Here is a 24,807-nt window from a genome sequence, read left to right as displayed (position 1 = left end):
GAAACCCGAAAATTTTCAAAAATTATCCTTCAGAAAACTGGATTGCAGCTATAGAACAGCGAATGTATTTCATGGCCTGGGCAGCTCATTAGAAATTAAACCTGTCTTTCGGCATGCAGGTTCTGCTGCCGAAGCCGGTATTGGCCCGGGGTTATTCCCTCCCATTTGCGGAAGGAACGGATGAAGTTTTGCGGATTGTTATACTGAAGCCGGTTAGAGATGTCCTTTACGGTCAGATCCGTTTCTTCCAACCATCTTTTGGCGATGGTGAACCGATGTTTGGCCAAATATTCGCTGAATGACGATCCCGTTTCCTTGCGGAACACACTGCTTAAGTAGTTGGCATTATAGTGAAGCCTGGCAGCACACTCCTCTAGCGTGAGATCTCTATCATATTCCTGATGGATGATCGCAATCATTTTGTCCGAAATATGACGGTACTGTGTAACTTGTCTCTCCTTGAAAAGCAAAATGATGGGTTTGATCATCCGCTGACTGAACCAATGCTCCACTTCTGAGGCGTATCGAAGGTTAAATAGTTCCTTGTACAATGAATCATAGCCGGAAGTTGTCGGATCAAGCCGAATCCCGCTCTCATGCAGCATCTGCAGAATACGGGTGAGCAGTCGGGCCAGAGCAAGATGATAATCTTCAGAATGGCATTCCGGATCCAAAACATGCTCGAGCATCTGGGACAGCAGCACTTCCGCTTCACCTTCGTCGCCGGCCTGAATCGCTTGAACGAGAGCGTACTCCAAGGATGAAGGATAACTGATAGATGCGGGGCTGCTGCTATGAATCGGCTGCTCATATTGAATGATAATGCCTGTGCCCAGCCGCAAACGCTGGTGCAGTGCTTTTAAGGCCTCGGAATAGGCACGATGTATTTGCAGGAGAGATGTCCAAGGTTGGCTGAACCCGATGCTCACTGTGAGTTGAAGCACTTGTTCGACCTGCTGCTGCAATTGTCCTGTAATGGCATGCAGATGTGCGGCAAATTTCACCGGATCCGATTCAGCGTCCCCCAATATGGTGACTACAGTTTGTTCCAATACTACAGGGTATAGCTGGTGATGTTCGTCTAACGTTTCCTCCATCATATTTTGCACGGCGAACAACAATAAATCGAGATCGCTCACCGTATACTTGGATTGATGCACAAGATCTGCCTGAATGACAATAACGGCAACATGTTGCCACTGGTCCAGATAGTGACCGTACCCATGCTCAATCAAGCCGCTTTGAAGAGCCGAAGGGGAGCATTTGCCAAGAAGCATGTCCATGACAAAAAAAACACGCGTTTGAAGCACGTACTGATTCAGGCGGTTTTCAAGCCGTGAGCTGGAATCCACCATCTGCGTAAAGCGTGCCTGAATCTGTTCGAACTCAGTGGGGAAAGCATTTGCACGCTTCTTAGCCATCGCTTGACGCACGGATGGATGGTAATGAAGGCCGACATGGGCCAACAGTTTGCGAATCGGGACATGCATTCGTTTGGAGCCTAGCCAGGTTAACCCTAAAGAGACCAACAACATGATCAGGCTGACATGCAGGGTATGCTCGGCGATGCGCGTGTATTCCTGGGTCAGCACGTTCATTGGCGTCAAAAGCATGTAGGTCCAGCCTCTTAATGAGGATTGGGTGTAGGACAAAGAGTACCGCGAGTCGCCCAGACGTACTTTGGCTTCTCCCGCTGCATGGGATGATGCCGAAGGCAGCCGTTCAGACATGTTGCTTCCAGACTCTTCTTCCCGCATATCCATTCCCGCAAGCGGCTTGCCGATATAAGCGGGGTTGGGATGGGCCAAAATGCGTTGTTCCCGGTTGACGATAATTAAGCCTGCAGCCGAGGTTTGCTCCATATCGGCCGGGCTTTGCAACGAGCAGGCAGGAATTCCTGCAATGACAGCGGAATGGGTCGGCGCACTCAGGTGCGGAACTGGCCTGGCAAGGGCAATATGATAGATGCAACCGTTATCCGAGATGTGTTCCGGGTTGTTGAACACGCTCGAGGGTATGAGCTGCCAACCGGACGTTAACGTTTTCGAGAGCATTTCTTTCATGGGAAGAGCCAGCGGAAATTCTGTGCTTAAATACATTCCGGCATGATCGATCAGCCAGTCCTGCGTTTGGTTAATGAGCGCGATATCCATGGAAGGCTCCCAGGAACGCATATTTTGAAATTCGGTCTGCAGCCGGTCGGCGCTGGGTGTCTTCGCGTCGAGGCGTGGGGCTGACAGCTGCTCCAGCGTGGCTGGCCAACGTGTTGCTTGATCCAGCATGTAGCTTATAGTACCGAGTTTATGTTCTACGTTGGACTGCATCTGATTCAGCAGCTGTTTGTTCGTCTGAAGCTGATGCAGCTCGCTCTGGTTCGTTGTATAGAAAAAAGCGGCAATTCCGGTTAACAGCATGGGGAGAGTGCTTAACAGCATGCCAAAAATGATCATCCGATGAAGATAACTGTGTGCTCCCATAGTCAACTCCTGACGTTCTGGAATGAAGTTGGTTTCAACTCTATTTTAGTAAACGCTTACATAAAGAACAACAACATTTTGTTTAATTGGATAAAAAAGTAATGTGTTAAAGAAGGATTGCCGTTCATTACCTCATAAAAGAGGGACAGCAAACGTGCACAGTGCTTGCATGTGCTTCGTTGCACTGATTTCATCTTGGATGAAGACGCGTTTGACATGGTTATGAAGCATAACAGGCCGGGATCCATGCAGAGAATCGAGGTCCAGCGTACGGACAGCCGAAGGTCCAAATCCTTCCCCGACCAGAGTCTAGGATGAAAAACCGTCCGCGGTCTGTTTTGAAAAACGTCGGATTCCCCTAGAATAAGGACATAAGGTTAAACAAGAAACAAACGAACTGAAAGGGCGGTGAACAAGAACATGAGATGGAACAAAGGAAATGGCTGGGCGATCGTCTTTATCGCACTCGGCGTACTGCTTCTCTTCGGAAAATTGACTCCATTGTTGGGACATCTGACAGGTTATCTGATTCCGATTCTGATGATTGCACTTGGATACTACGGCGTGAAGCGAGGCAATGTGGCTCTGGGATGGATCGTTCTCCTCATCGGTATTCTTTCGCTGATGGTCAAACTGTCCTGGTTGATCGGTCCGATCATCGCTATCGGATTAATCATCTTCGGAATCTCCATGCTGAACAACAAACGCGGATATCGTCGGTACTAAGCCATTAACGATTATGAAAAGGAGGGCCAGAGCATAATGAGTGTATTTCGTCGAATGCGGGACATTACCGTAGCAACATTGAATGAGCATTTGGAGCAAAGTCAGGATCCAGTGAAATTGATCGACCAGTTTCTGGTCTCGACCCGCCAGGATATTGGCGAAGCCGAGAAGCTCCGTCACCAGTATGCTTCACACACAAGACAAATGAAACAACAGGCCGATCAGGCCGCCGCCATGGTACACAAACGGGAGGAGCAAGCTTCGATGGCTTTGAAAGCCGGGGAAGAGCACCTTGCCAAGCTAGCCTTGCAGGAAAAAATCATCTACGAAGAAAAGATGGAGCAGTACAACGAACTGTACCAACAAAGCAACTCCGCTTTGCAGGAACTGGATGAGCAAATCAACCAACTGAAGGTTGAATATCAAACCGTATACAGCAAGCGCCAATATTATTACGCCCGGATGCAGACGATTCAACTGCAGCAGCGGATGAATCAGCGCAGCCAGTATAACGGCCAAAATGTTCCTCGCATGTTCAATCGTTTGGATGATCAAGTATCGGATCTTGAATATGAAACCCAGAGTCTTCGGGATTTGCGAAGAATGGGGCAGGGAGACACCTCAAGCGGAATCTCATCCTCCCAGCTCGATAAAGAGCTGGAGCGCCTGAGACAGAAGCTGAATACCGACAGAAAGGAGTAACCAAGCATGAACAGATTATTTCGGTCGACGCGTAATCGTAGGCTGACAGGCCTAATCGGCGGCATTTCCGAAAACCTCGGCGTGAGTTCCGCGCTGCTGCGCATCATCTTTTTCATCAGTATTTTTGCCACGGGCGGCACGTCGCTGCTGATCTATTTCATCGCTTCACTGTTGGTACCGAAGGAAACTTACCCCGGTGAGTCGTACGGATACGGCCCTGATTTCGGAAGAGGATACAAATGACAGAAAGGAGTAACACGACATGAGCAAACTATATCGCTCAACGCGTGACCGGATGCTTACCGGATTAATCGGCGGCATCTCCGAATCGATCGGCATGGATTCTACGCTGCTGCGTATCATCTTTGTCATCAGCATCTTCGTTACGGGCGGCACGTCGTTACTGATCTACTTCATCGCCGCACTGGTTGTGCCGAAGGAACCTTACCCTCCATATGATCCATATGGCCCCGGGCCAGGTCCCGGCCGAGGTTTCCAGGGTCACGATCAACATCCGCCAAGAGGGCCGTTCAACCAAGGTCCATTCAACCAAGGCCCGTTCAACCAGGGTTCCGGCGGTTTCGGACCGGGTCCAGGGTATAACAACAGACCTAATCAGGGAACGCGTTATGACGGCAATTACGCAGGAAACCAGCAGGAAAGCGAACTGGATTCCATGATGAAGGATATCGAGAAAAAAGCATTGCAAAAAGAAGTCGAAGAGCTTCGCCAAAAATTATCTCGTTACGAGAAAGGAGAAAAATAACATGGGAGTATTTAAACGGATTAAGGATATGACAAAGGCGTCGGTGAATGATCTTTTGGATAAAGTAGAAGACCCAATCGTAATGCTCAACCAATATTTGCGCGATATGGAGGCCGAAATTCATGAGGCTGAAGTAACGGTAGCAAAACAAATGGCCAACGAGCGCCGCATGAAGCAGCGTCTGGATGAAGCTGAGCGTACTTCCGTACAACGCGAATCTCAAGCCGAAGCGGCTTTGGCAAACGGTCAGGAAGAGGTAGCACGCAAGCTGCTGGAAGAAAAAATCTATTTCGATCAAAAGATCACCGAGTACAGCGAGCTGCATGCACAATCCGAAGCACAAGCCAAAGACCTGCTGCAACAGCTGCATGACATGAAAGACGAGTTTTACAAAATGCGCAACAAACGCAATGAGCTTGTATCCCGTGCTCAAATGGCCAAAGCGAAAAAACAAATGTCGCAAATCAACAGCCTGCATACGATCGAGAGCGGAAGCGCATCGCTTGGGTTCCACCGTATGGAAGAAAAAATCATGCAAATGGAAGCAGAGGCTGACGTAATGCGTGCACCGTATCGCAATGCTCATGCGACTAACGCAACGTACACCAACCCAGCGGACGCTGAAAAACAATTCAAAGTCGACCAGCAGCTGCAAGCGCTCAAAAACAAATTGGGCAATGGCGCCAAAAATGATGCAGGTACAACCAAAGAATAACTGTTCGGTCAGCAAACAATATGATATTCTATAAATCGTGAATAGAGAACGGTTTGTAGAGTAAAAGGTAAAGCCATACGGGATGAAAGATGCCTGGTATGGCTTTTCCAACGACAAGGGTTCACCAGCATACAGAGGAGGTGTGGCAGATATGAACAGAAAAGCGCAATGGCTTGCCGTAGTGATCATTGCCATCGGCGTTGTGATGCTGCTGAATCGCCATATTAACGTGCTGACGGCTGCCGCACTCATCCTGTTAACGATCGGGATGCTTCAAGTCCGCAAAGGAGATACGCGCAAAGGTTACCGTTGTCTGGGCATCGGCGCAGGCTTGCTATTGCTGGACAACTTAATGATCGTGTTTTTGATTGTGCTTGGTTCACTCGCTTATTTTTATTCGAATAACAAAAAGATGGATTTGCATCAAAAAGTGATGCGCAAACAAAACTTTATGGCCCGTTATTATTGGGATCGTGCGCCTTGGACGCTGCGCAGCATGAGCCTGTGGCATGTCCTCGGCGAAGTGAATGCCGATCTGTCCCTCTCCCTGCCGGAAGAAAAGCAAACCGTCGTATTGCTCCAAGGTGTCATGGGAAATGTACGTTTGAACTTGCCTGAAGATTACGGCGTCGAAATCGAAGCCTCTGTCTTGTTCGGGCGCATTCAATTTCTGGGCGAGCAGGACAGCGGAATGATGAACAAACTGGTATGGAGAACTCCTGGATATGAATCCAGTGAACATAAAGCAAAATTTGTCATTTCCTATATTGTTGGCGACTTATTCATCAGTAAACCGTAGTAAGTTAATAAATGCAAAGAGGAGGAGACCCTGTTGAAAACGAAACGACATGCCGATATGGTAACCCGAAGCATGGGTGAGGGGATCCTCCTTGTTTTCGTTGTGCTGGCCGTCATTTTGTATGTATTGTATACATATGGTTTTTTGGCTCCTTTTGCAGGCTGGCGGCATTTGCTGCAAGCGGGTCTGCCGCTGCTATTGCTCCTGGTTGCCATCGGGGCAATATTCGGGTTTTACCAAAGCTACCGCGTCAAACGAAGGCTTGAACTGCTGCGGGAGACGCTGCTTCAATGGGAGAAAGGATCGCTTTCCCGTACGGTGCCCGATCTCGGCCCGGATGATGTGGGCCGCCTGAGTGAACAACTCGGACGCATCGGCAAAAAGTGGGAAGAACAGGTGACTTCATTGCAGCGTTTGTCCACCAACAATGCACAGCTTGCGGAACAGGCGCGCATTACGGCGATCGTGGAGGAACGACAGCGCTTGGCTCGTGAACTGCATGATGCCGTATCACAGCAGTTGTTCGCCATTTCCATGACGGCGACGGCAGTCGGGCGCAAAATGGGCCAAGATTTTGATCGGGCACAGAGACAAGTGGCACTCATCGAAGAGATGGCATCCGTCGCGCAATCGGAGATGCGCGCATTATTGCTCCACTTGAGGCCGGTATACTTGGAGGGCAAACAGCTGGAGCAGGGACTTCGCGACCTGGTGATGGAATTGAAAACGAAAGTGCCGATGGAAATCGTGCTTGAAATGGATGACAATATTCACTTAGTGAAGGGCATTGAGAACCATTTGTTCCGGATCATCCAGGAAGCCATGTCCAACACGTTGCGCCATGCGAAGGCGGACAAAATGGAGATTCGGCTGCAGCGCAAAATGGATGCGATTCGGGTGCTCATTCGCGATGACGGGCAAGGCTTTGAGTTGAATGACCAGAAGCAGGCCTCCTATGGGCTCGCGAACATGCGTGAGCGCGTTACAGAAATCGGCGGAGCGATCCAATTTGTCACCGCTCCCGGGAAGGGAACAAGAATTGAGATTACGATACCTTTGATGAACGATGAAAGCGGGGAAGAACATGGCAACGGAAACGGAAATCGAGATGGAATCGGATAACGAAACGTCGATCAAGGTACTGCTCGTGGACGATCATGAAATGGTGCGCATCGGTCTGGCCGCGGTGCTGGATACGGAGGACGGCATTGAAGTCGTGGGCGAAGCCGGCAGCGGAGAAGAAGGCATTCGCCTGGCTCAGGAGTACAAACCGGACGTGGTGCTTATGGATCTCGTGATGGAGGGCATGGACGGCATCGAGGCAACTCGACAACTGCTTAAAATGTATCCGGAATGCAAGGTCATTGTGCTTACCAGTTATTTGGATGACGAGAAGATGTATCCGGTCATTGAGGCGGGCGCGTTCAGTTATTTGCTGAAAACGTCAAGGGCCAACGAAGTTGCCGATGCCATTCGTGCTGCCGCTCGCGGCCAGTCTGTATTGGAGTCCCAGGTGGCCTCCAAAATGATGAACCGTTTCCGTCAACCGCAGGCGACCGCGCCTGCCCATGAAGAGCTTACGGATCGGGAGATGGACGTGCTGAGGCTGTTGGCGCAAGGGAAGTCGAATCAGGACATCGCGGACGACCTCGTGATCGGCATCAAAACGGTCAAATTCCACGTGACCAACATTTTGGCCAAACTCGGCGTGGATGATCGCACGCAAGCAGCGATTTATGCATATAAAAACGGCCTTGCCGAATAAAAGCGAGCTATGCCTTGAGCAGGGCCGAACATATCGAATGAACGGATAACCCGAAAACTGCACTAATTGCAGAAAATGCAATAACTGATCATCAGGTATACCTTCCTGACTCGGTCGGAAGCCCAATTTGCCATCCTCTTTATGGCAGGTTGGGCTTTTTTGTGTTGCTGTGTTTACAGCCGGATCATCCGGGGCATGCTGTTGATAGATTGATAGATTATAGAAAAGGCGGGCTGAACATGAAGGCACATTGGATGAAAGCGGGCATGATGCTTGCATTGGTTATCGTTTTGGTCGGAGTGAGTCGGGTGTACGCGGACAAACAGCCGCTTAAGTCTGAATCCGAAAGAACACAGCTTGAAGCACTTATACATACCGGCCATTTGGCCATGGATAAAGCGGATCGCATGATCGTTAAATGGCAGGGTCAGGGAAAGGGAAATGCGCAGACAGCCGCATCCGTATTGTCCCGGCAGCTTGGGCTGCCTGAACCCGAACAAACCATTCAAACGGGACATGAGGTATACCGCAGCGAACGGCAAGGGGGAGAGCTGCAGGCGGGGGTCCTTGTAAACGCAGCCGTCGTTGACGAAGGCGAGTATTATCTCATCGTGCAGTTAACGGCCGATGAGAAATCGGACATGAACGCATTCCTCTCGCTGCATGAGGAGGTCGGGCGGCTGCTGAACGAAGCAGGGCTCCAGGCGGCGTGGAATTTTGCCATGCAGGGCAGTACACCTGCAGAAGCTGCCTCGCTGACAAATGCAGGGGAACAACTGGAGCAGGCCGAACGAGCGATGGCTTCCCGGCTTGATGTTCACGAGGCGGAGCGATATACGGACAACGGCACGGTGGCCGTATCTTACGAAGTACCCGGGCTGCCGCTTTCCATCGCGAGCGCCTCTCGCGAACTGAACATGCAGCTGGCCGTACACACGGACCAAAATCGGGAAGAGAATCGAATTACGGTAGGGTTCCCGGTGATAACGATTGAATATTGATAGAAAGCGACAGGAAAATTAATGCAAGTATTCATGCTTTATGCTAAAATGTCATCAACTCTGCAGGCGATGACATATGTTTTGACTAAAACTGGTAACTTCTACGACTTAATCAAAGAAGCGATACGAATCGTTTTTGCGGGAGGAAGAGGAGCTCATGGTCGAAAAACAAATGCAGCACGAAGTTCAGACGCCAGGCGCAATATTTCTCATTTTTGGGGCGACCGGAGACTTGGCGCGCCGGAAACTGTTTCCAGCAATCTATAGTCTTTATCGGGAAGGGAAGTTAGGCGAGGATTTCGCCGTTATTGGCGTTGCGCGCCGCCCACGGTCTCCCGAGGAATTCAGAGAAGATCTTCTCGAATCGATCCAGGAATTTTGTCGTTACCCTGTGGAGGAAACAGAGAAGTGGAATCGGTTTACCGAGCATTTCGAGTATACCTCGTTGGATATCAATGATGTGGATGGTTTCAGGGAGTTAAACGTCCAGACTGCACGGCTGGAAGAACAATTCAACATTCCGGGCAATCGTTTGTTCTATTTGGCTCTTGCGCCGGAGCTGTTCGGCAGCGTTTCTTACAGTCTCCGTGATGGAGGCATGCTGGACGGCAGCGGATGGAATCGGCTGGTCATCGAGAAACCGTTCGGCTATGATCTGCCCTCGGCGGAGAAGTTGAACGAGCAGATTCGAGAAGTGTTCAAAGAAGAAGAGATTTACCGGATCGACCATTACCTTGGCAAGGAAATGGTGCAGAACATCGAAGTAATCCGGTTTGGCAATGCCTTTTTTGAGCCGCTCTGGAACAACAAGCATATTGCCAATGTACAGATTACGCTCGGGGAAACGGTCGGCGTGGAAGAGCGCGGCGGATATTACGACCACTCGGGTGCACTGCGGGACATGGGGCAAAATCATATGCTGCAAATGTTGGCCATGATTGCGATGGAGCCGCCCAGCCGTTTGTATCCCGAGGATATTCGGGACGAGAAGGTAAAGGTGCTTCGCTCGCTGCGCCCGTTTTCCTCGGATGAAGACGTGCGCCGGAATGTGGTTCGGGCCCAGTACGGGGCAGGAACGTTCCGCGGCGAACCTCTGCCGGGTTACCGCGAAGAGGACAAAGTGGATGCGCAGTCCACGACCGAGACGTATTTTGCAGCAAGGGTCTTCGTGGACAATTTCCGCTGGGCAGGAGTTCCTTTTTATATCCGGACGGGGAAACGGCTGCCGGTCAAAACGACCGAAATCGTCGTGGAGTTCAAATCGATGCCGAGCAACGTGTACCTGGGTCAAAAGTACAAATTGGAGCCGAACCTGCTCGTGATTCGCGTGAATCCGATGGAAGGCATCTATATCAAAATCAATGCCAAAAAACCGGGCTCGGATTCGGAAATCCAACCTTTAGCCATGGATTTCTGCCAGAGCTGCATGATCGGCATCAATTCGCCGGAGGCATACGAACGTTTGCTGCACGATGCGGCGGAAGGGGACTCCACGTATTTCACGCGTTGGGACGAGGTTGCGACGGCTTGGTCCTTCGTTGATCGCATTGCTGCGGCTTGGTCGAACAACATGGGGGAACTGCACACCTACCCGGCAGGAACCTGGGGACCGGAAGCAACGAATGCTTTGCTGGAACAAGACGGATTCCACTGGTGGCCGGTAAACGGGCAGGCTGAAGACGAAGTGGTGTGGCAATTCAATCATTAATCAGGTGAAAAATAGATGAAATACGGCTCAACCTATTTGGTTGAACGTATGGACAGGGGATATGCGAAGCTCGGGAAAGCGCATCATTATGCGTTTTTCGGGCTTTTTTCGCGATGATGATAATAATGGTAATAACATTACTAAAATAAGTTATTGACAAAAAGTAAGTAGATAACATATACTCATTCCAGGACATAAAGAGATTACGCAAAAGAAAAAGTGATGTCGGCACGATGCGGGGATCACCCAAAGATTCATGAGATGAAAAAGGCGCGACAGAAGGGGATACAGAGCAGAATCATTCATGAAGGAAATATTTTAGCATAATATCTTTATTCTAAGAATACTATTTTGCATATATTTGATAGGAGGAGAAAAGCATGTTGGATGTAGGATTGTTGTTGCTTCGTTTGGTGATTGGACTATCGTTTATGGCGCATGGCGCGCAAAAGCTGTTTGGTTGGTTCGGGGGTTACGGCATTAAAGGCACAGGCGGTTGGTTTGAATCGATGGGCATGAAACCGGGTGCGGTGGTTGCCTTGCTAGCAGGACTTGCGGAATTTGGCGGCGGATTGTTGCTGGCCCTGGGATTGCTCACTCCGGTTGGCGGCGTTCTGATTGCGCTCACGATGGTCATTGCCATTGTCAAAGTGCATGGAGCGAACGGTTACTGGTCTACGCAAAACGGATACGAATACAACCTGGCCATTCTGGCCGTCGGGGTTGCATTGGCACTTACAGGCGGCGGTCAATATGCCCTGGATGCATTGATTTTCTAATACGAAGTGTATGCTCAAAAGCAGGATTGAGTACCCTTAAGCCTTAACCGGGCCGCGGGTGCTCTTTTTTTGCGAAAAAGGATGAACTCTGCGGCATGGAATCGGTTATTTTCGGCCGGGATTATGGTACAATAGGAAAGTTGAATACACATATTAAGTAACGGCATGCAATAATACAACAGGTCAGGGAGGATGAACTCCGTTGTAAATGCGTAAAATGGTTCAAGCATAGGTTTGAACGCCAGCGGATCACATCAACCGGCAAATGCCGGACTGCATATCGATGAATAACCTTCCGGCGACTGCCGGAGACTGAACTTTAGAATGAACGGACGAAAGGAATAGAGGGAATGAGCAAAGCTGAAGATCAGATTTTACAACAGGAAGTGGACAAACGCCGGACGTTTGCCATCATTTCTCACCCGGATGCGGGTAAAACGACACTAACCGAGAAGCTGTTGCTGTTCGGGGGCGCGATTCGCCTCGCCGGAACGGTCAAAGCACGGAAAGCCAGCAAACACGCGACAAGTGACTGGATGGAAATCGAGAAACAGCGGGGGATCTCGGTAACGTCCTCCGTGATGCAATTCGATTACTTGGGACACCGCGTCAACATTTTGGATACACCGGGTCACCAAGACTTTTCCGAGGATACGTACCGCACGCTGACGGCGGCGGATAGCGCGGTCATGCTGATCGACGTGGCCAAAGGGGTCGAGGCACAGACCATCAAACTGTTCCAGGTTTGCGCGAAACGCGGCATTCCGATCTTTACGTTTATTAACAAATTGGACCGCGAGGGGCAAAGCCCGTTCGATCTGATGGAAGAGCTGGAGAACGTCTTGGGTATCCGTTCCGTGCCAATGAACTGGCCGATCGGATCGGGACGTGATCTGTGCGGCGTGTACGATCGGATGAAAAATCAGGTGGAGCTGTTCCAAGGGGACGACCATTCGACGATCAAGGTGCAAAAAGTGGACGGATATGAAGATCCGGTCATCCGCGAGATGGCGGGCGAGTACCTGCATGATCAACTCTGTCAGGACCTGGAGCTGCTGGATGTGGCGGGAGATCCGTTCGACATGGAAAAAGTACAGCGCGGCGAATTGACGCCGGTATTTTTCGGCAGTGCCATCAACAACTTCGGCGTGCAAACGTTCCTGGAGAACTTCCTGCAGCTCGCGCCGAAACCGGAGCCTCGCCGCAGCACGGCTGGCGAAATTGAACCAACGAACGAGAAATTCAGCGGATACGTATTCAAAATCCAGGCCAACATGAACCCTGCACACCGGGACCGCATTGCGTTCCTGCGCATCGTATCCGGTAAGTTCCAACGCGGCATGAGCGTCAAGCATGTTCGTGTCGGCAAAGAAATCAAGCTGTCGCAGCCGCAGCAATTTTTGGCACAGGACCGGGATATCGTGGAAGAGGCATACGCCGGCGATATCATCGGTTTGTTCGACCCAGGCATCTTCCGCATCGGGGATTCCCTGAGTCAAGGCAGCGAAATCGTCTTTGACGAGCTGCCTACGTTCTCTCCTGAGATTTTCGCCAAAGTTACGGTGAAGAACGCGCTCAAGCATAAGCAATATCAAAAAGGGATCGACCAGCTGACCGAAGAAGGCACCATCCAGGTATTCCAGACGGTCAACTTCGATGAAACGCTGCTCGGCGTAGTCGGCCAGCTCCAATTCGAGGTGTTCGAATACCGCATGAAAGGCGAGTATGGCGTGGACGTGCAGCTTCAGCGCATGCCGTATCAGTTCGCCCGTTGGATCATTGACGAGAATCTGGACCCGAGCAAGTTCCGCATCAATTCGGCGTTGGTGAAGGACAAAAAAGGAAATTACGTGGTCCTGTTCGAAAATGAATATGCGATGAGAACGGCCATGGACAAAAACCCAACCGCCCAATTCCTGGAGACGGCGCCATAAGCCTCGTTTTTCTAGGAGTAGCGTTTAATAAAACAAGTTACGTGTGTTATGCAAAGCAACAAAAGGAAGACCGAAGCCCCTGTGAAGGGTGTTTCGGTCTTTTTTTAATTCAGTTCGGCCGTCGATAAAGTTGATGGTGCAGTTCTTGGGCTTTCATAGGAAACAAGGTACGGCTCATCAAGAGCTGTACCTTGTTTTTGTGATTCGGTAAGCCGATCGGCTTTACTGAACAATGCCGCAAGTTAAGAACCGCGGAGCATAATTCGGACCGATCAGGCAAATGCTGTGTGCAGACAGAACAACGTAATAACGGGTGACAGTCTATTCCCGGCCATTCCCGACATTATCGCAGGGGCTTAACGGGAATCGTGTGCAGATGCTGTTGTGCTACCTGGATCAGTTCATCCTGTTTGGCAGGATCGGTGTTCTTCCAGATCATTTCGAAAATGGCACCCAGTCCGGGCAAGGCCGCTTCAGGGCCGTCGACAGAACCTTCAATCATTTCGCGGAGCTGGGCATCGCTTTTGTCATGAACCTTATGAACAATCGCTTCACGCAGGCTTAAAGTAATTGGCATCGCAAGTCCCTCCTCGTATATTCGGCTGCCCTTATACTGTACCCTGCAGACCGTGAGCGCATTCAAGTTTGTCGGTCTTTGTGGTATACTACGAAGGATGTTGAAGCACGGAGCGGGAGGTTAGACCCTTATGGCAAAAAAGCAATATGCCGTCATCGGCATGGGACGGTTTGGGTCCAGTGTGGCGAATGCGCTCAGCAGCATGGGCTTTGACGTACTCGCCATCGATGCGGACGAACAACGGACTCAAGAGATGTCGAATATCGTAACGCATGCGGTATCGGCCGATTCCACCGACGAAGAAGCGCTGCGGGCGCTGGGCATTCGTAATTTTGACGTCGTGGTGGTTGCGATTGGCGAGGACATTCAAGCGAGCATTCTGACGACGCTAATTTTGAAGGATATGGGCGTTCCGGTGTTGATTGTTAAAGCACAGAACGAGCTTCATGGCAAGGTGTTGCAAAAGATCGGAGCGGACAAGGTCATTTATCCGGAAAGGGATATGGGACTGCGGGTTGCGCATCATTTGACTTCGCCCAACATTTTGGACTATATCGAGTTGTCCGAAGATTACAGCATTCTCGAAATGAAGGCTTCGGAGCAGATGATCGGCAAAAACTTGCTGGAACTGAATATCCGAGCGCGCTTTGGCTGTAACGTCATGGCGATTCGCCAAGGCAGCTCGATGAATATTTCGCCGTATGCCGAGGATCGGATCGAAGAAGGGGACGTGCTCATTATCGTGGGCCACAAGGATCATTTGACCAAAATGGAGCTGGCGTATCCCAAATAAGCCAAAGAAATGACCCGAGAACGGGAAGGATGGAATCATGGATATCGTATCACCTCAAAATAACCGCGTGAAAGAATGGGCACAATTGCTGGAGAAGAAGCATCGTACCCGTCAGCATAAATATATGATTGAAGGCATTCATCTCGTGCAGGAGGCATTGCGCGCAGGCGCGGATCTGGAATGCATCGCTTACGACGGGGAACGCGGCATTCCGAAGGAACTGGCCGGATTGGAAACGCCGCTTCAGAACGTGGAGTGGATTAGCGTCTCCCCAGCGGTCATTGCAAAATGTACGGATACGATGACGCCCCAGCCTGTGTTTGCCGTGGTGCGCAAAAGCAGCGAACCGCTGCAAAACCTGTGGTCAGACGCGAAAGGACTCGTCGTTGTGCTGGATGGCGTGCAGGATCCGGGCAATGTAGGAACGATCATTCGCAGTGCCGACGCCGCCGGAGCGGCAGGCGTAGTGCTGGGAGCCGGCTCTGCCGATGTATATAATCCGAAAACAATTCGATCTACGATGGGCTCTTTGTTCCATTTGCCGATCGTGGAAGGCGATCTGGAGACGATCCTGCCTGAGGCAAAAGCGGCGGGCGTGCGACTTGTCAGCACGTCACTGCAGGCAGAGCACTCGTGCTACAGTTATGATTTTACGCAGTCCGTTTGGCTGGTCATCGGCAACGAGGGCAAAGGTATTTCCGATGCCACGGCCCGACGGGTCGACGATGCGATCACCATCCCGATGCAGGGGCAAGCCGAGTCGCTGAACGCCGCGATGGCGGCAACGGTTCTGTTGTTTGAGGCGATGAGACAGCGGATGGTGTAAAACGGAAACATTTCCTGTCCGCAACTATAAATGAGCGCGGAGGAGCAAAATCAGCGTCCATACAAGACCAAAGACTGGAAAATGCCGGGCCTTTCCCCGAGCGTTTCTCCAGTCTTTTTTAAATCCAGAAAAAGTCGGCTAGTTAGTCTGTTTCCCTTTTACATGAGGAATCTTAAATAAGCGAGATGTTATGTTTTTCCTGTTTTTTGTTGTAAAACTGTTTTAATTACATTAATCTTATTTTTATTGAATATTTTTTGTGAATAACTCTTATGTTGTTTAATAAGTAACTTTTAAGAAATGGAGAAAAATTTGTCATGAAGTCATCGAATCTGACCCGTCCTTTTTATTTCCTGTGGACGACCCAAACCGCGGCGAATGCAGCTGATGTGCTTTACATAATGGCCCTTACGGTGCTGGTCCTTGATCGGACCGAGTCTCTCGTATCGGCGGCGCTGATGCCGCTGATGCGCAGCGGGGCTCAGATGTTGAGCAGCCTGATTGCGCCTTTGCTGATCCATCGTTTCAAGTTGTCTAACCTTCTTTTATTGTCGCAAGTGGGGCAATTCCTGCTGTTCGTTTGCCTGGCCGTTTATTTACAGCTTCAGGGAGAGGCTTCATCGCTTGTTTTGGTATTTTCACTCGTATTCGTGATGTCTTTTCTCGACGGATGGACAACCCCGGCCCGAAATGCACTTATACCACGTTTAGTAACGCGTGAGCAAGGTTTGCTTAAAGCCAACGGGCTGATTAGCGTCAGCGATCAGGTCGTGCAATTCGCAGGCTGGGGATTAAGCGGCATCGTCGTTGCATTTCTGGGTGCCAGCCCCACGTTGTTGCTGACGGCTGTTATCTATGGTCTTGCCGCGGCTTTTACGCTGGGCGTCAAAGAACCAACGAAATCGGGATCTGGAGATAAGGAATTGAACGCGTCCTCTGACGAAATACCGGCACTTGGCCCATCCAGATGGCATACGCTGACCGAAGGCTGGAAGATGATATGGAATACGCCTCGCCTGCGGGTGCTTACGTTTATGGACATGATCGACATGCTTGGCGGTTCGATTTGGGTTGGCGCCTTTACCCTTGCGTTCGTTCAAGTCGCACTTGGACAAGGCGAAGAATGGTGGGGATTTATTAATGCCGCTTATTTTGCAGGGACAATAGGTGGTGGAATGCTGGTACTGGCACTGGCAAGAACGATTGGCAACCGCTATTTAGCGGTGATGATGATCGGCATGGCCGGTTATGGCGTTCTAACCGCACTTTACGCGCTCAATACAGAGCCATACGTTGCACTTATTTTGGTTATGTTGATGGGGCCTTTTGCGGAGCTTTCCGTTATTAACCGGCGCACCTTAATTCAGCGCAGCGTAGCCAAACTTTTGCTGCCCAAGGTGTTATCTGCCCAAGCTTCACTTATGCATCTCGTATTTTGCATTTCGCTGCTGGGCATGGCTGGGCTTGCCGAATATATCGGGATCGTGAATCTCTACCTGTTCGCGGCCGGCCTGACCATGCTAGCGCTTTTGGTAGGCTTGCTAAGTCGCCGGGCTTTCCGGGACAAAGTTTCTCAGGCAGAACCATCGGTGAAGTCTGATGAAAGGAACCTTGAAATGGAACAAGCTTAACGAGGTATGGGGAAGCGCAAATCTGCCTCAAGTCAAAATTGGAATTGAAATTCAAATTAGCGTAACGATCTATGTAACCCATTCCGTTCTAATTGCAGCAGCCAAATATGAAGGGGATAAGCCATGAAAAGTCTTTTATCATTATGGGCACTGCTATTAAATACAGGTGGATTGGCAACGGAGGGTGATTACTCTTGGTTTTAACTCATTTTATAACTGTGAAGGGAATGAAATATCATAACGGTATTAGATACGCTTAATCAAGTGGCAGTGATTCTATTACTCATTGGTTCCTTCATTTCTTATCTGCAATTACGAAAGGTTAAAAGACAAAGAAAACTAACGCTTATGGAAAAAGTATTATATATAATTATTCAAGCCGGGTACTTACTTTGGGCGGGGAGCGGGTTGATGATGTTAATCTCGAATTAGCTATTAAAAGCAGTAGTCTCATACTATGTGATCGGGATCAAGAAGGGGCAAAAAAATGACAAAACGCTACTGACACACTGTTGTCAGCAGCGTTTTTTTATGATGAAGGTATAGCAAAACAAGAAGAGGAGTTGTTCGAAAAATGAGAGAAACAGAGAAAGTATTGCAATCGCTTGAAGAGACGATCGGTCAGTATTTAAGCGAGTTAAATAACCTCGATATGGAGCAATTGCTCCATAAAAGGTGTGAGGAGGAATGGTCCGTCGGGCAAATGTACATGCATTTGATTCAATCCGCGCTATTTATGCATTTGAAGAATGTTGACCAATGTTTAGCAGATCATGATTTTTCATGGAGTACCGTTGGAGAGAAAACGGAGGAGGGGAAGGCGGTATTCAAACTAGGGAGCTTCCCGCAAGTTCGGATACGGGTACCTGCTTCGCCGCAATACACCCCACAGCAGCCGCAGAATAAAGAGCAGCTGACTGATGGTCTTAACCGTGTAATGGAGCGTATGAAAAGTAAGGAACCTGATCTGTACCAAGCTCCCGATCATAAGAAAGTTCCTCACCCGAGACTCGGTGAATTAAACGCTAAAGAGTGGTTTATGTTAATCGAAATGCACTACAGACATCATCTTTTGCAGCTGGAGCGACTAAAAAATGACTTGAAAATGAATGAAGGTCATGAATAAGACAAAACGTACAGCAAGACCCTAGAGCCAAAAGCAAAGATAGCAAGATAGCAACCGTTGAAGGTTGCTGTGCTGTTGGTTAGCTATAGATTGGGGATGGTGGCATCTGTAAACGCTTTGTTATTTGAACAAGTTAATCAAGTTGCTTACCCCATGCCAGGTGGTAACCGCAAGTTGCCACACTGTCGGCAGGAAATTAATGAAACTATGGATTGGGTGAAACAATAGACCAATCAAGGGGCCAATAAACAGCAATATGATCGCTGCGCCGATCCCTACGATAGCGTGGAGAATGTCCCAGACAACAAAAGTGAATATTGCGATTTTTCCATGAATCTGATCGATTTGACTCTCAGTCCAGAATGCTTCACCTAACGTAAAATCCAGCTTCAAGTTATGTATGAGCTTTGAAGGAGTGTTCACTAAGTAAGAGTAGTTGTAATGTTGTAATAATTACTTGGTTCCCAGTGACAGAGGAAGTTTATTAAGTTAACGGGCAGTATAGTGGCAAGGTAGCTCTTTGATACGGATCATCGTAAATCATTCTATAACTTATTGAAATTGCTTACAGATTTAATATTGACGGTAATTGCAATTAAGCCTCACGTAATGTAAAATTACTTAACGGAAAAACATGGAAGGGGTGGGGGTATGAGGTGGAAGCGTAAGACTTATATTCAGTCGGCTTGTGTAATTTCATATTTCCATTCCATTAGGACACTAGAGCATTTATTGCTTTAGTGTTTTTATTTTATGGGGGTGTAATAATTGTCAAGGTATAAAAGAGTTCTCGTTAAGCTAAGTGGCGGAGCAGTCGCCGGAAATTCTGAATTTGGTTTTGAGCCGGAAAGATTGGACCATATCGCTGATGAAATTATGTCAATAGTAAACTTAGGAGTTGAAGTATCATTAGTTATTGGTGGGGGTAATATTTTTCGAGGTAATATGGCGGAAAGCTGGGGGATAGAAAGGGCAGAAGCTGACAACATTGGAACACTTGCGACTGTAGTAAATAGTTTAATGCTTCGTGGAGTTCTTAAAGCCAAGACCAAAAAGGAAGTACGGGTAATGACCGCTATTCCTATTACTTCAGTTGCAGAACCATACATCCGTCTAAAAGCAATTCACCATCTAGAAAAAGGCTATATTGTAATTTTTGCAGGAGGGAACGGTCAACCTTACGTTACAACAGACTATCCTTCAGTACAAAGAGCCATCGAGGTTAATTGTGACGCTTTATTAGTTGCAAAGCAAGGTGTTGATGGTGTTCTTAATGCAGACCCTAAATTTGATAAAAATGCAAAGAAATTTCGTTCGCTCCATTACAACGACGTTTTAGAACACAACTTAAAGGTAATGGACCAATCAGCTTTCATTTTGGCAAGAGACTACAATTTGCCAATGCATGTGTTTAACTTCAATAAACCAGGTTCGATGAAAGAAATCTGTGAGGGTAAGAATAATGGTACGATAATTAGTGGCGAATCAATTTTAGAGTTGGAATGAAGTATGCTAGAAATACTACTCTCCCTTGATTTAGCGGAATGATATTTCCACAAAAGAGAAGTTCTATTCAAAATCCCACTCGACCATGGAGTGGGATTTTGTTACGCTAACGGGAAACAATAATTCAATAAATCCAATATCATAAGAAACCTGGATGGAAGTAACATCGGATGAATGAAGTATGGTTATTTTTGGGACAACATACCGTTATGAACATGATTTGGATCGAAGAACCGTTTCGGGTCAAAGGTGCAGGGAGTAAAGTTGTTCTCTTCTGGGAGGAGCAAATGGAACAAAAGGGCTTCAACGTGGTCATGACATCCACCCAGGCTGATGAAGGCGCTCAACATTTCTATAGAAAGCTAGGCTATCAAGATGCTGAATGTCTATTACTTGATACACAACCATTGGAATTTTTCTTACCAAGCTATTAAACTAGCGGGAAACGACAGCAATTCGAACATGAAAGGAAAAAGGAATTGAATGAGAACGGTGACAGCATCATTTTCACATCAGCCCGAAGGGTACGAATGCCATTTTGTTGTATTTGGGGGATAAAGGTTCTCCGTCCGATCCAGATGAACGCGCTTTCGATGCCGATCAGTTGCGTTCATGGATAAAGGAAAACATTTCTGCAATTCATTTATTGACATGAAACCAGTTACATATTTTAATCTTGTTTTGTAGCGAGTAGAACATAGATAAGCATGTTACCAAGTCGTTATGATTTTTTTAGATACTTTTTAAATTACTATTATAAAGTGTCTGAAAAAGTATTTTATGAAATTTCACAGGAGGCGAATACAATGATTAAACTTGTAGTCACGGATTTAGACGGAACATTTCTGAACAATGAAGGTCTGTACGATGTCGAGCTTTTCAAAACAGTTTATGCAGAGATGCAGCAAAAAGGAGTCACATTTGTCGCATGTACCGGCAAACAATGTGAACGTGTTGAGAAATTGTTTGACGAGCATGGCAAAGGCGTTTGGATCCTGGGTGACAGTGCTGCTCGAATTAAAAAAGATGGCCAAGTGGTTAAAGAATTTAGTATTGATCGGGATCTCGCCCTACAGGCGATTGATCGAATTCAAGACTTTGACAACAACATGACCCTGATCGTCTGTGCAAGCGACGCTGCTTACGTTCATTCTTCCATTTCAGAAGATATGTACAAAGTGGTTAAAGGCTCTTATGAACGTGTAGTGAAAACAGATTCCTTTGCAAACATAGATACCCGTTTTATCAAAATTACGGTCTTCGATACGGAGGGGCGAAGTACAGCATTAAGAGCGCATGTGGAGAATACGTTGGGTGGACAAATTTACATCGTTGATTCGGAAGCCAGATGGCTGGATATTACGGCATTGCATACGCATAAAGGTGAGACAGTGAAGAAACTGCAAGAAATGTTGGGCGTCACCTACGAGGAAACCATGTCATTTGGTGATGGAGAGAATGACGTGGAGCTTATGGCCATCGCAAAATACAGTTTTGCAGTGAGTAATGCTTGTGAAAATACGAAAAAGGCAGCGAGCTTCATTACGAAGTCAAACGAAGAAAACGGTGTTCTTCTCACGGTTCAAAAATTACTGGACTTGCAGTGATCCTTTCTTATCCATTGGTATTGCATTGACTTGACGGGGCCATAATTGTCCCGTCTTTTTTTGTTTTAGCTAAAGAAATAACATCTTCAAGGGTGCCCCCTATTACCTTGATTCACGTTAAGTCGATATTCGCAACTTGTTTTCGATAGTTTTGCGGAACCATGCCCATCTGTTTACGGAAAATGGACGAAAAATAACTAGCACTTTGAAAACCGCAGGCAAGTGCAATTTCACTTATGGATCTTCGGGTTTCTTTTAACATTTCGCAGCTTTTTTGAAGGCGATATTGAGTGACATAGTTGCCCGGCGTCTGGCCCACATACTTGTTAAATAATGTGCAGCAGCGGCTTCGGCAAACAGCTCCTGCGGAGGCGATGTCCTCGAGAGTTATTTTTTGATCATAATTTTGATGAATGAAACGAGTCATTTCTTGGACATGCGTCAATACTCCAGGTTGCCCAGAAATGGGCTGCAAATGGTCCCCTATTGCTGCACACAAAGATAAAGCTTGTGATGCCAGACGAAGTGGATTGGGAGGAGCATGGTCCTTGTGCATTTCCTGATAGATTTCTTGAATGGACCGTAATATGCTTTGCTGCCAATCAACCTGATCGGTAAGCACAACAAAATCAGCCATCGTTAAACTAAACTTTTCCCCCCAGTATGTTTGAATAAATGAAGTCTTCTCGCCAAGGATCGAGGGATGAACGACGACGACAAGGAATAAACAATCGTTATGGTCTGCAAGAGAATAACCGAAATGCAAACGCTGGCTATTCACAAAAAGCCCATCCCCTTGATGCAATCGAGTGATCTTTCCGTTGACAGAGAAATCCATCGATCCTTGCAATACGTAGATAAACTCGATGTCCAAATGCCAATGCGCGACTGCAGCATAATTGTTAAATTGATGCAGGCTTCCCTTTCGGACATAGAGCGGTAAATCAGGAAGATTATAATTCAAACGTTCCGATAAATCAGAAAACACCTCTAAATTTGTCATCAAAGAGACCATCCTTTAGAAATATACGATTTTTATAAAATTATAGCCAATGTTAATGGAAACAACAATGATAATATCCTATCCTTATATTGTGAAGATCAGCGGAGAGGACAGGATATAGGTGGTAAACCGCATACGACTCAAAGGAACTGGCCATCGTGATTTTGATCGGGAGTTAATGACGCTTGTCATTCCCATTGCATTACAAAATTTAATATCGGCAACCGTCATATCCGTTGATGTACTTATGCTGGGTATGATTAGCCAATCTGCAATGTCAGCGGTATCACTCGCAGGGCAAATTACCTTTGCATTAACCTTGTTTTACATGGGGATATCAGCGGGGGCAAGTATCCTCACTGCGCAATACTGGGGGAAGAAGGATACTTCAACCATACAGCGCATTTTTAACATCGCTTGCATGTTCTCCCTTTGTGTCTCTATTTTGTTTGGTTTATCTTCCTTCTTTTTTCCGGATACACTTTTGCGTTTATTCACCAATGATGCAGAACTGATTCAATACGGCTCAAGATTTTTGAAAATGAATTCCTTTTCTTATCTTGTGATGGGAATATCCCAGATGTATCTCAGTGTGATTAGAAGTATGGAAAATGCAAAACTTAGTGCATGGATTAGTTCCTTATGTTTGATTTTAAACATTTTGTTGAATGCCATTTGCCTTTTTGTTTTGTTCCCGTCCAGGCCCGAACTGGCCATTTCAGCCGTAGCTCTTGCCACGGTTTTGGCACGGGTTGTTGAACTCGCATGTTGTATGTTTCACTCCATCACCAAGGGCCCCATTCGTTTTTGTATGATGCCCATATATGACGGCATTCAACGGAATTTATTAAAAGATTTCTTGAAATATACGCTGCCTGTACAGGGGAATTATATCGTTTGGGGAGGAGCTCTTACCGCGACTGCTGCCATTATTGGCCATGTGAACTCCGATATGGTAGCTGCAAATTCCATAGCGTCTGTAGTTAAAAATCTAGCCGTTGTACTCTGTGGAGGCATTGCTACTGGGGGTTCTGTACTTGTTGGAAAGTATTTGGGGCAGGGTGAAATCGAGAAAGCAAAGCATGCGGGCAACAAAATGTGTTTTTATGCTTTGATATTTGGAGTCATTGCAGGCTGCACGATTCTGTTCATTAAACCATTGATATATTCCATCGTCAATTTGAATCCAACGGCTCAAAGTTACCTAGATGGCATGCTGTACATTGGGGCTTATTATTGTATAGCCAAATCGATAAACTCCACAACGATCGCGGGCATATTCACAGCTGGTGGGGATTCTAAATTTGGATTATGGTGTGACACGGTTGTTATGTGGTTCATTATTCTGCCGCTTAGTTACCTATGTGCTTTTGTTTGGCATGTACCACCGATCCTTTTGTATATCGTCATCAGCTTAGACGAGGTGATTAAATTACCCATTGCTTTTATACGATACCGACAGTTTAAGTGGCTGAACAATCTTACCAGAAACTTTGCAAAAACCTGATCATAACCAAGACTTATGCAATTGAATCTAAATTTATATACAAAGGAGAAATTTCGAATGAATATCCAGGAACGAATGGCTTGCAAACAATTATTCACCGATGATGATGCCAATTATCCGAAAGAGGCTGAAGCGTTGGCCAAAGCACGCCAGCGTGGTAAGGCGTTATGCTATGAAATTAACCATTTGCATCCGGATGATGTTGAAAAACGCAAAACGTTAATGAAACAACTTTTTGGAAGCATTGGAGAACATGTATGGTTGGAGCCGCCCATTCGCATGTCGTACGGTTCAAATACAACCGTAGGAAATAATGTATATATCAATTTCAATCTCACCGTGGTTGACGACTATAAAGTTACCATCGGTAACGATGTCATGTTTGGCCCGAATGTTACGATTGCTGTAACGAATCATCCTGTACATCCAGAAAAGCGCAAAGAGGGCGGGATGTTTGCATTACCCGTGGTCATCGAGGATGGGGTGTGGATCGGAAGCGGAGCGATTATTGTACCAGGAGTCACCATTGGCAAAGGGAGTGTAATTGGTGCCGGCAGCGTGGTAACCAAGGATATTCCTGCGAATGTAATCGCTGTTGGAAATCCATGCAGAGTTCTTCGGGAGATTACGGATCATGATAAAGAGTTCTACTATAAAGATATGCGTTTTGATCAGGTTGAATGGTAAACCTTCCAGAGAGGAGTTTTTCGATGGAAATCATTTATTTCATGATTACAATAGTCTCCCTTTATTTTGTCATTAGAGCCATTGTGCATTCACGCCACACCCAATTGGTAGCGAATAAAATGGAAAAGCAGTTTGAACATTACTTTAATGAAGATGCCTATCATAATGATCA

23 protein-coding genes and 1 pseudogene are annotated in these 24,807 nt (G+C 47.4%); 21 read left to right on the top strand and 3 right to left on the bottom strand.

Annotated features, from left to right (window positions below):
• Positions 1–95: 95 nt before the first annotated feature.
• On the bottom strand, positions 96–2,477 hold the full coding sequence (locus MKY59_RS26510) for a helix-turn-helix domain-containing protein (protein ID WP_339274624.1): 2,382 nt from the start codon (positions 2,475–2,477) through the stop codon (positions 96–98).
• Between the two features lie 420 nt (positions 2,478–2,897).
• On the opposite strand from MKY59_RS26510, the gene MKY59_RS26505 reads away from it, so the two are divergent.
• The 12 genes from MKY59_RS26505 (at position 2,898) to MKY59_RS26450 (ending at position 13,372) form a co-directional block, all read left to right on the top strand.
• On the top strand, positions 2,898–3,203 hold the full coding sequence (locus tag MKY59_RS26505; RefSeq protein WP_236414843.1) for a hypothetical protein: 306 nt from the start codon (positions 2,898–2,900) through the stop codon (positions 3,201–3,203).
• Positions 3,204–3,239: 36 nt separating this feature from the next.
• The gene (locus tag MKY59_RS26500; protein WP_236414841.1) at positions 3,240–3,905 is read left to right on the top strand and encodes a PspA/IM30 family protein; all 666 of its coding nucleotides are present in this window, start codon (positions 3,240–3,242) and stop codon (positions 3,903–3,905) included.
• A gap of 6 nt (positions 3,906–3,911) precedes the next feature.
• Positions 3,912–4,148, top strand: a complete 237-nt coding sequence (locus MKY59_RS26495; protein WP_236414838.1) for a PspC domain-containing protein — start codon at positions 3,912–3,914, stop codon at positions 4,146–4,148.
• A gap of 19 nt (positions 4,149–4,167) precedes the next feature.
• Positions 4,168–4,671 carry a PspC domain-containing protein gene (locus tag MKY59_RS26490; RefSeq protein WP_236414836.1) on the top strand — a complete coding sequence of 168 codons (504 nt, stop codon included), beginning with the start codon at positions 4,168–4,170 and terminating at the stop codon, positions 4,669–4,671.
• Between the two features lies 1 nt (position 4,672).
• Positions 4,673–5,386, top strand: a complete 714-nt coding sequence (locus tag MKY59_RS26485) for a PspA/IM30 family protein (protein ID WP_236414833.1) — start codon at positions 4,673–4,675, stop codon at positions 5,384–5,386.
• A gap of 151 nt (positions 5,387–5,537) precedes the next feature.
• Positions 5,538–6,185 carry a cell wall-active antibiotics response protein LiaF gene (gene liaF, locus MKY59_RS26480; RefSeq protein ID WP_236414831.1) on the top strand — a complete coding sequence of 216 codons (648 nt, stop codon included), beginning with the start codon at positions 5,538–5,540 and terminating at the stop codon, positions 6,183–6,185.
• Between the two features lie 33 nt (positions 6,186–6,218).
• Positions 6,219–7,307: a sensor histidine kinase gene (locus MKY59_RS26475; protein WP_339274620.1), complete on the top strand. Its 1,089-nt coding sequence runs from the start codon at positions 6,219–6,221 to the stop codon at positions 7,305–7,307.
• The gene (locus tag MKY59_RS26470) at positions 7,270–7,950 is read left to right on the top strand and encodes a response regulator transcription factor (RefSeq protein ID WP_290371435.1); all 681 of its coding nucleotides are present in this window, start codon (positions 7,270–7,272) and stop codon (positions 7,948–7,950) included. Before MKY59_RS26475 ends, MKY59_RS26470 begins: the two co-directional genes overlap by 38 nt.
• A gap of 239 nt (positions 7,951–8,189) precedes the next feature.
• Positions 8,190–8,951, top strand: a complete 762-nt coding sequence (locus MKY59_RS26465; RefSeq protein WP_339274619.1) for a YwmB family TATA-box binding protein — start codon at positions 8,190–8,192, stop codon at positions 8,949–8,951.
• 157 nt (positions 8,952–9,108) lie between these two features.
• Entirely contained in the window at positions 9,109–10,659 is a 1,551-nt protein-coding gene (zwf, locus tag MKY59_RS26460; protein WP_339274618.1) for a glucose-6-phosphate dehydrogenase, read from the top strand.
• 380 nt (positions 10,660–11,039) lie between these two features.
• A complete protein-coding gene (locus MKY59_RS26455; RefSeq protein ID WP_236414823.1) occupies positions 11,040–11,438 on the top strand; it encodes a DoxX family protein in 399 nt (132 codons plus the stop codon).
• Positions 11,439–11,788: 350 nt separating this feature from the next.
• On the top strand, positions 11,789–13,372 hold the full coding sequence (locus MKY59_RS26450; RefSeq protein ID WP_236414821.1) for a peptide chain release factor 3: 1,584 nt from the start codon (positions 11,789–11,791) through the stop codon (positions 13,370–13,372).
• Positions 13,373–13,715: 343 nt separating this feature from the next.
• Here the strand turns inward: MKY59_RS26450 and MKY59_RS26445 are convergent, their stop codons facing one another.
• Positions 13,716–13,949, bottom strand: coding sequence for a small acid-soluble spore protein SspI (locus MKY59_RS26445; protein WP_339274615.1), 234 nt, complete (start codon positions 13,947–13,949; stop codon positions 13,716–13,718).
• A gap of 130 nt (positions 13,950–14,079) precedes the next feature.
• Between MKY59_RS26445 and MKY59_RS26440 the strand changes: the two genes are divergently transcribed.
• From MKY59_RS26440 to MKY59_RS26410, 7 genes and pseudogenes are all read left to right on the top strand, one after another.
• Positions 14,080–14,742 (top strand): TrkA family potassium uptake protein, encoded by a 663-nt coding sequence (locus tag MKY59_RS26440; protein ID WP_236414817.1) that lies wholly within the window; start codon positions 14,080–14,082, stop codon positions 14,740–14,742.
• A gap of 37 nt (positions 14,743–14,779) precedes the next feature.
• The gene (locus MKY59_RS26435) at positions 14,780–15,568 is read left to right on the top strand and encodes an RNA methyltransferase (protein WP_339274613.1); all 789 of its coding nucleotides are present in this window, start codon (positions 14,780–14,782) and stop codon (positions 15,566–15,568) included.
• A 317-nt stretch (positions 15,569–15,885) separates the two neighbouring features.
• Entirely contained in the window at positions 15,886–17,199 is a 1,314-nt protein-coding gene (locus MKY59_RS26430) for an MFS transporter (protein WP_339274611.1), read from the top strand.
• A gap of 574 nt (positions 17,200–17,773) precedes the next feature.
• Entirely contained in the window at positions 17,774–18,325 is a 552-nt protein-coding gene (locus MKY59_RS26425) for a DinB family protein (RefSeq protein WP_339274609.1), read from the top strand.
• 768 nt (positions 18,326–19,093) lie between these two features.
• Positions 19,094–19,831: a UMP kinase gene (gene pyrH / locus MKY59_RS26420; protein ID WP_339274606.1), complete on the top strand. Its 738-nt coding sequence runs from the start codon at positions 19,094–19,096 to the stop codon at positions 19,829–19,831.
• A 165-nt stretch (positions 19,832–19,996) separates the two neighbouring features.
• Positions 19,997–20,265, top strand: a pseudogene (locus tag MKY59_RS26415) (GNAT family N-acetyltransferase); the annotation flags it as partial.
• Positions 20,266–20,637: 372 nt separating this feature from the next.
• A complete protein-coding gene (locus MKY59_RS26410; RefSeq protein ID WP_236414790.1) occupies positions 20,638–21,438 on the top strand; it encodes a Cof-type HAD-IIB family hydrolase in 801 nt (266 codons plus the stop codon).
• 112 nt (positions 21,439–21,550) lie between these two features.
• Here the strand turns inward: MKY59_RS26410 and MKY59_RS26405 are convergent, their stop codons facing one another.
• Complete coding sequence (locus tag MKY59_RS26405) at positions 21,551–22,441, bottom strand: AraC family transcriptional regulator (protein WP_339274605.1); 891 nt, start codon at positions 22,439–22,441, stop codon at positions 21,551–21,553.
• A 121-nt stretch (positions 22,442–22,562) separates the two neighbouring features.
• Here MKY59_RS26405 and MKY59_RS26400 point away from each other — a divergent pair, with 121 nt between their 5' ends.
• Positions 22,563–23,948: an MATE family efflux transporter gene (locus tag MKY59_RS26400; RefSeq protein ID WP_339274604.1), complete on the top strand. Its 1,386-nt coding sequence runs from the start codon at positions 22,563–22,565 to the stop codon at positions 23,946–23,948.
• Between the two features lie 57 nt (positions 23,949–24,005).
• Complete coding sequence (locus MKY59_RS26395) at positions 24,006–24,635, top strand: DapH/DapD/GlmU-related protein (RefSeq protein WP_236414783.1); 630 nt, start codon at positions 24,006–24,008, stop codon at positions 24,633–24,635.
• The last annotated feature ends 172 nt before the right edge of the window (positions 24,636–24,807 follow it).

The organism is Paenibacillus sp. FSL W8-0426 (assembly GCF_037969725.1).
Lineage (GTDB): Bacteria > Bacillota > Bacilli > Paenibacillales > Paenibacillaceae > Paenibacillus > Paenibacillus hubeiensis.
The sequence above is the reverse complement of the archived record's forward strand: the minus strand, read 5'-3'. Positions and strand labels throughout refer to the sequence as shown.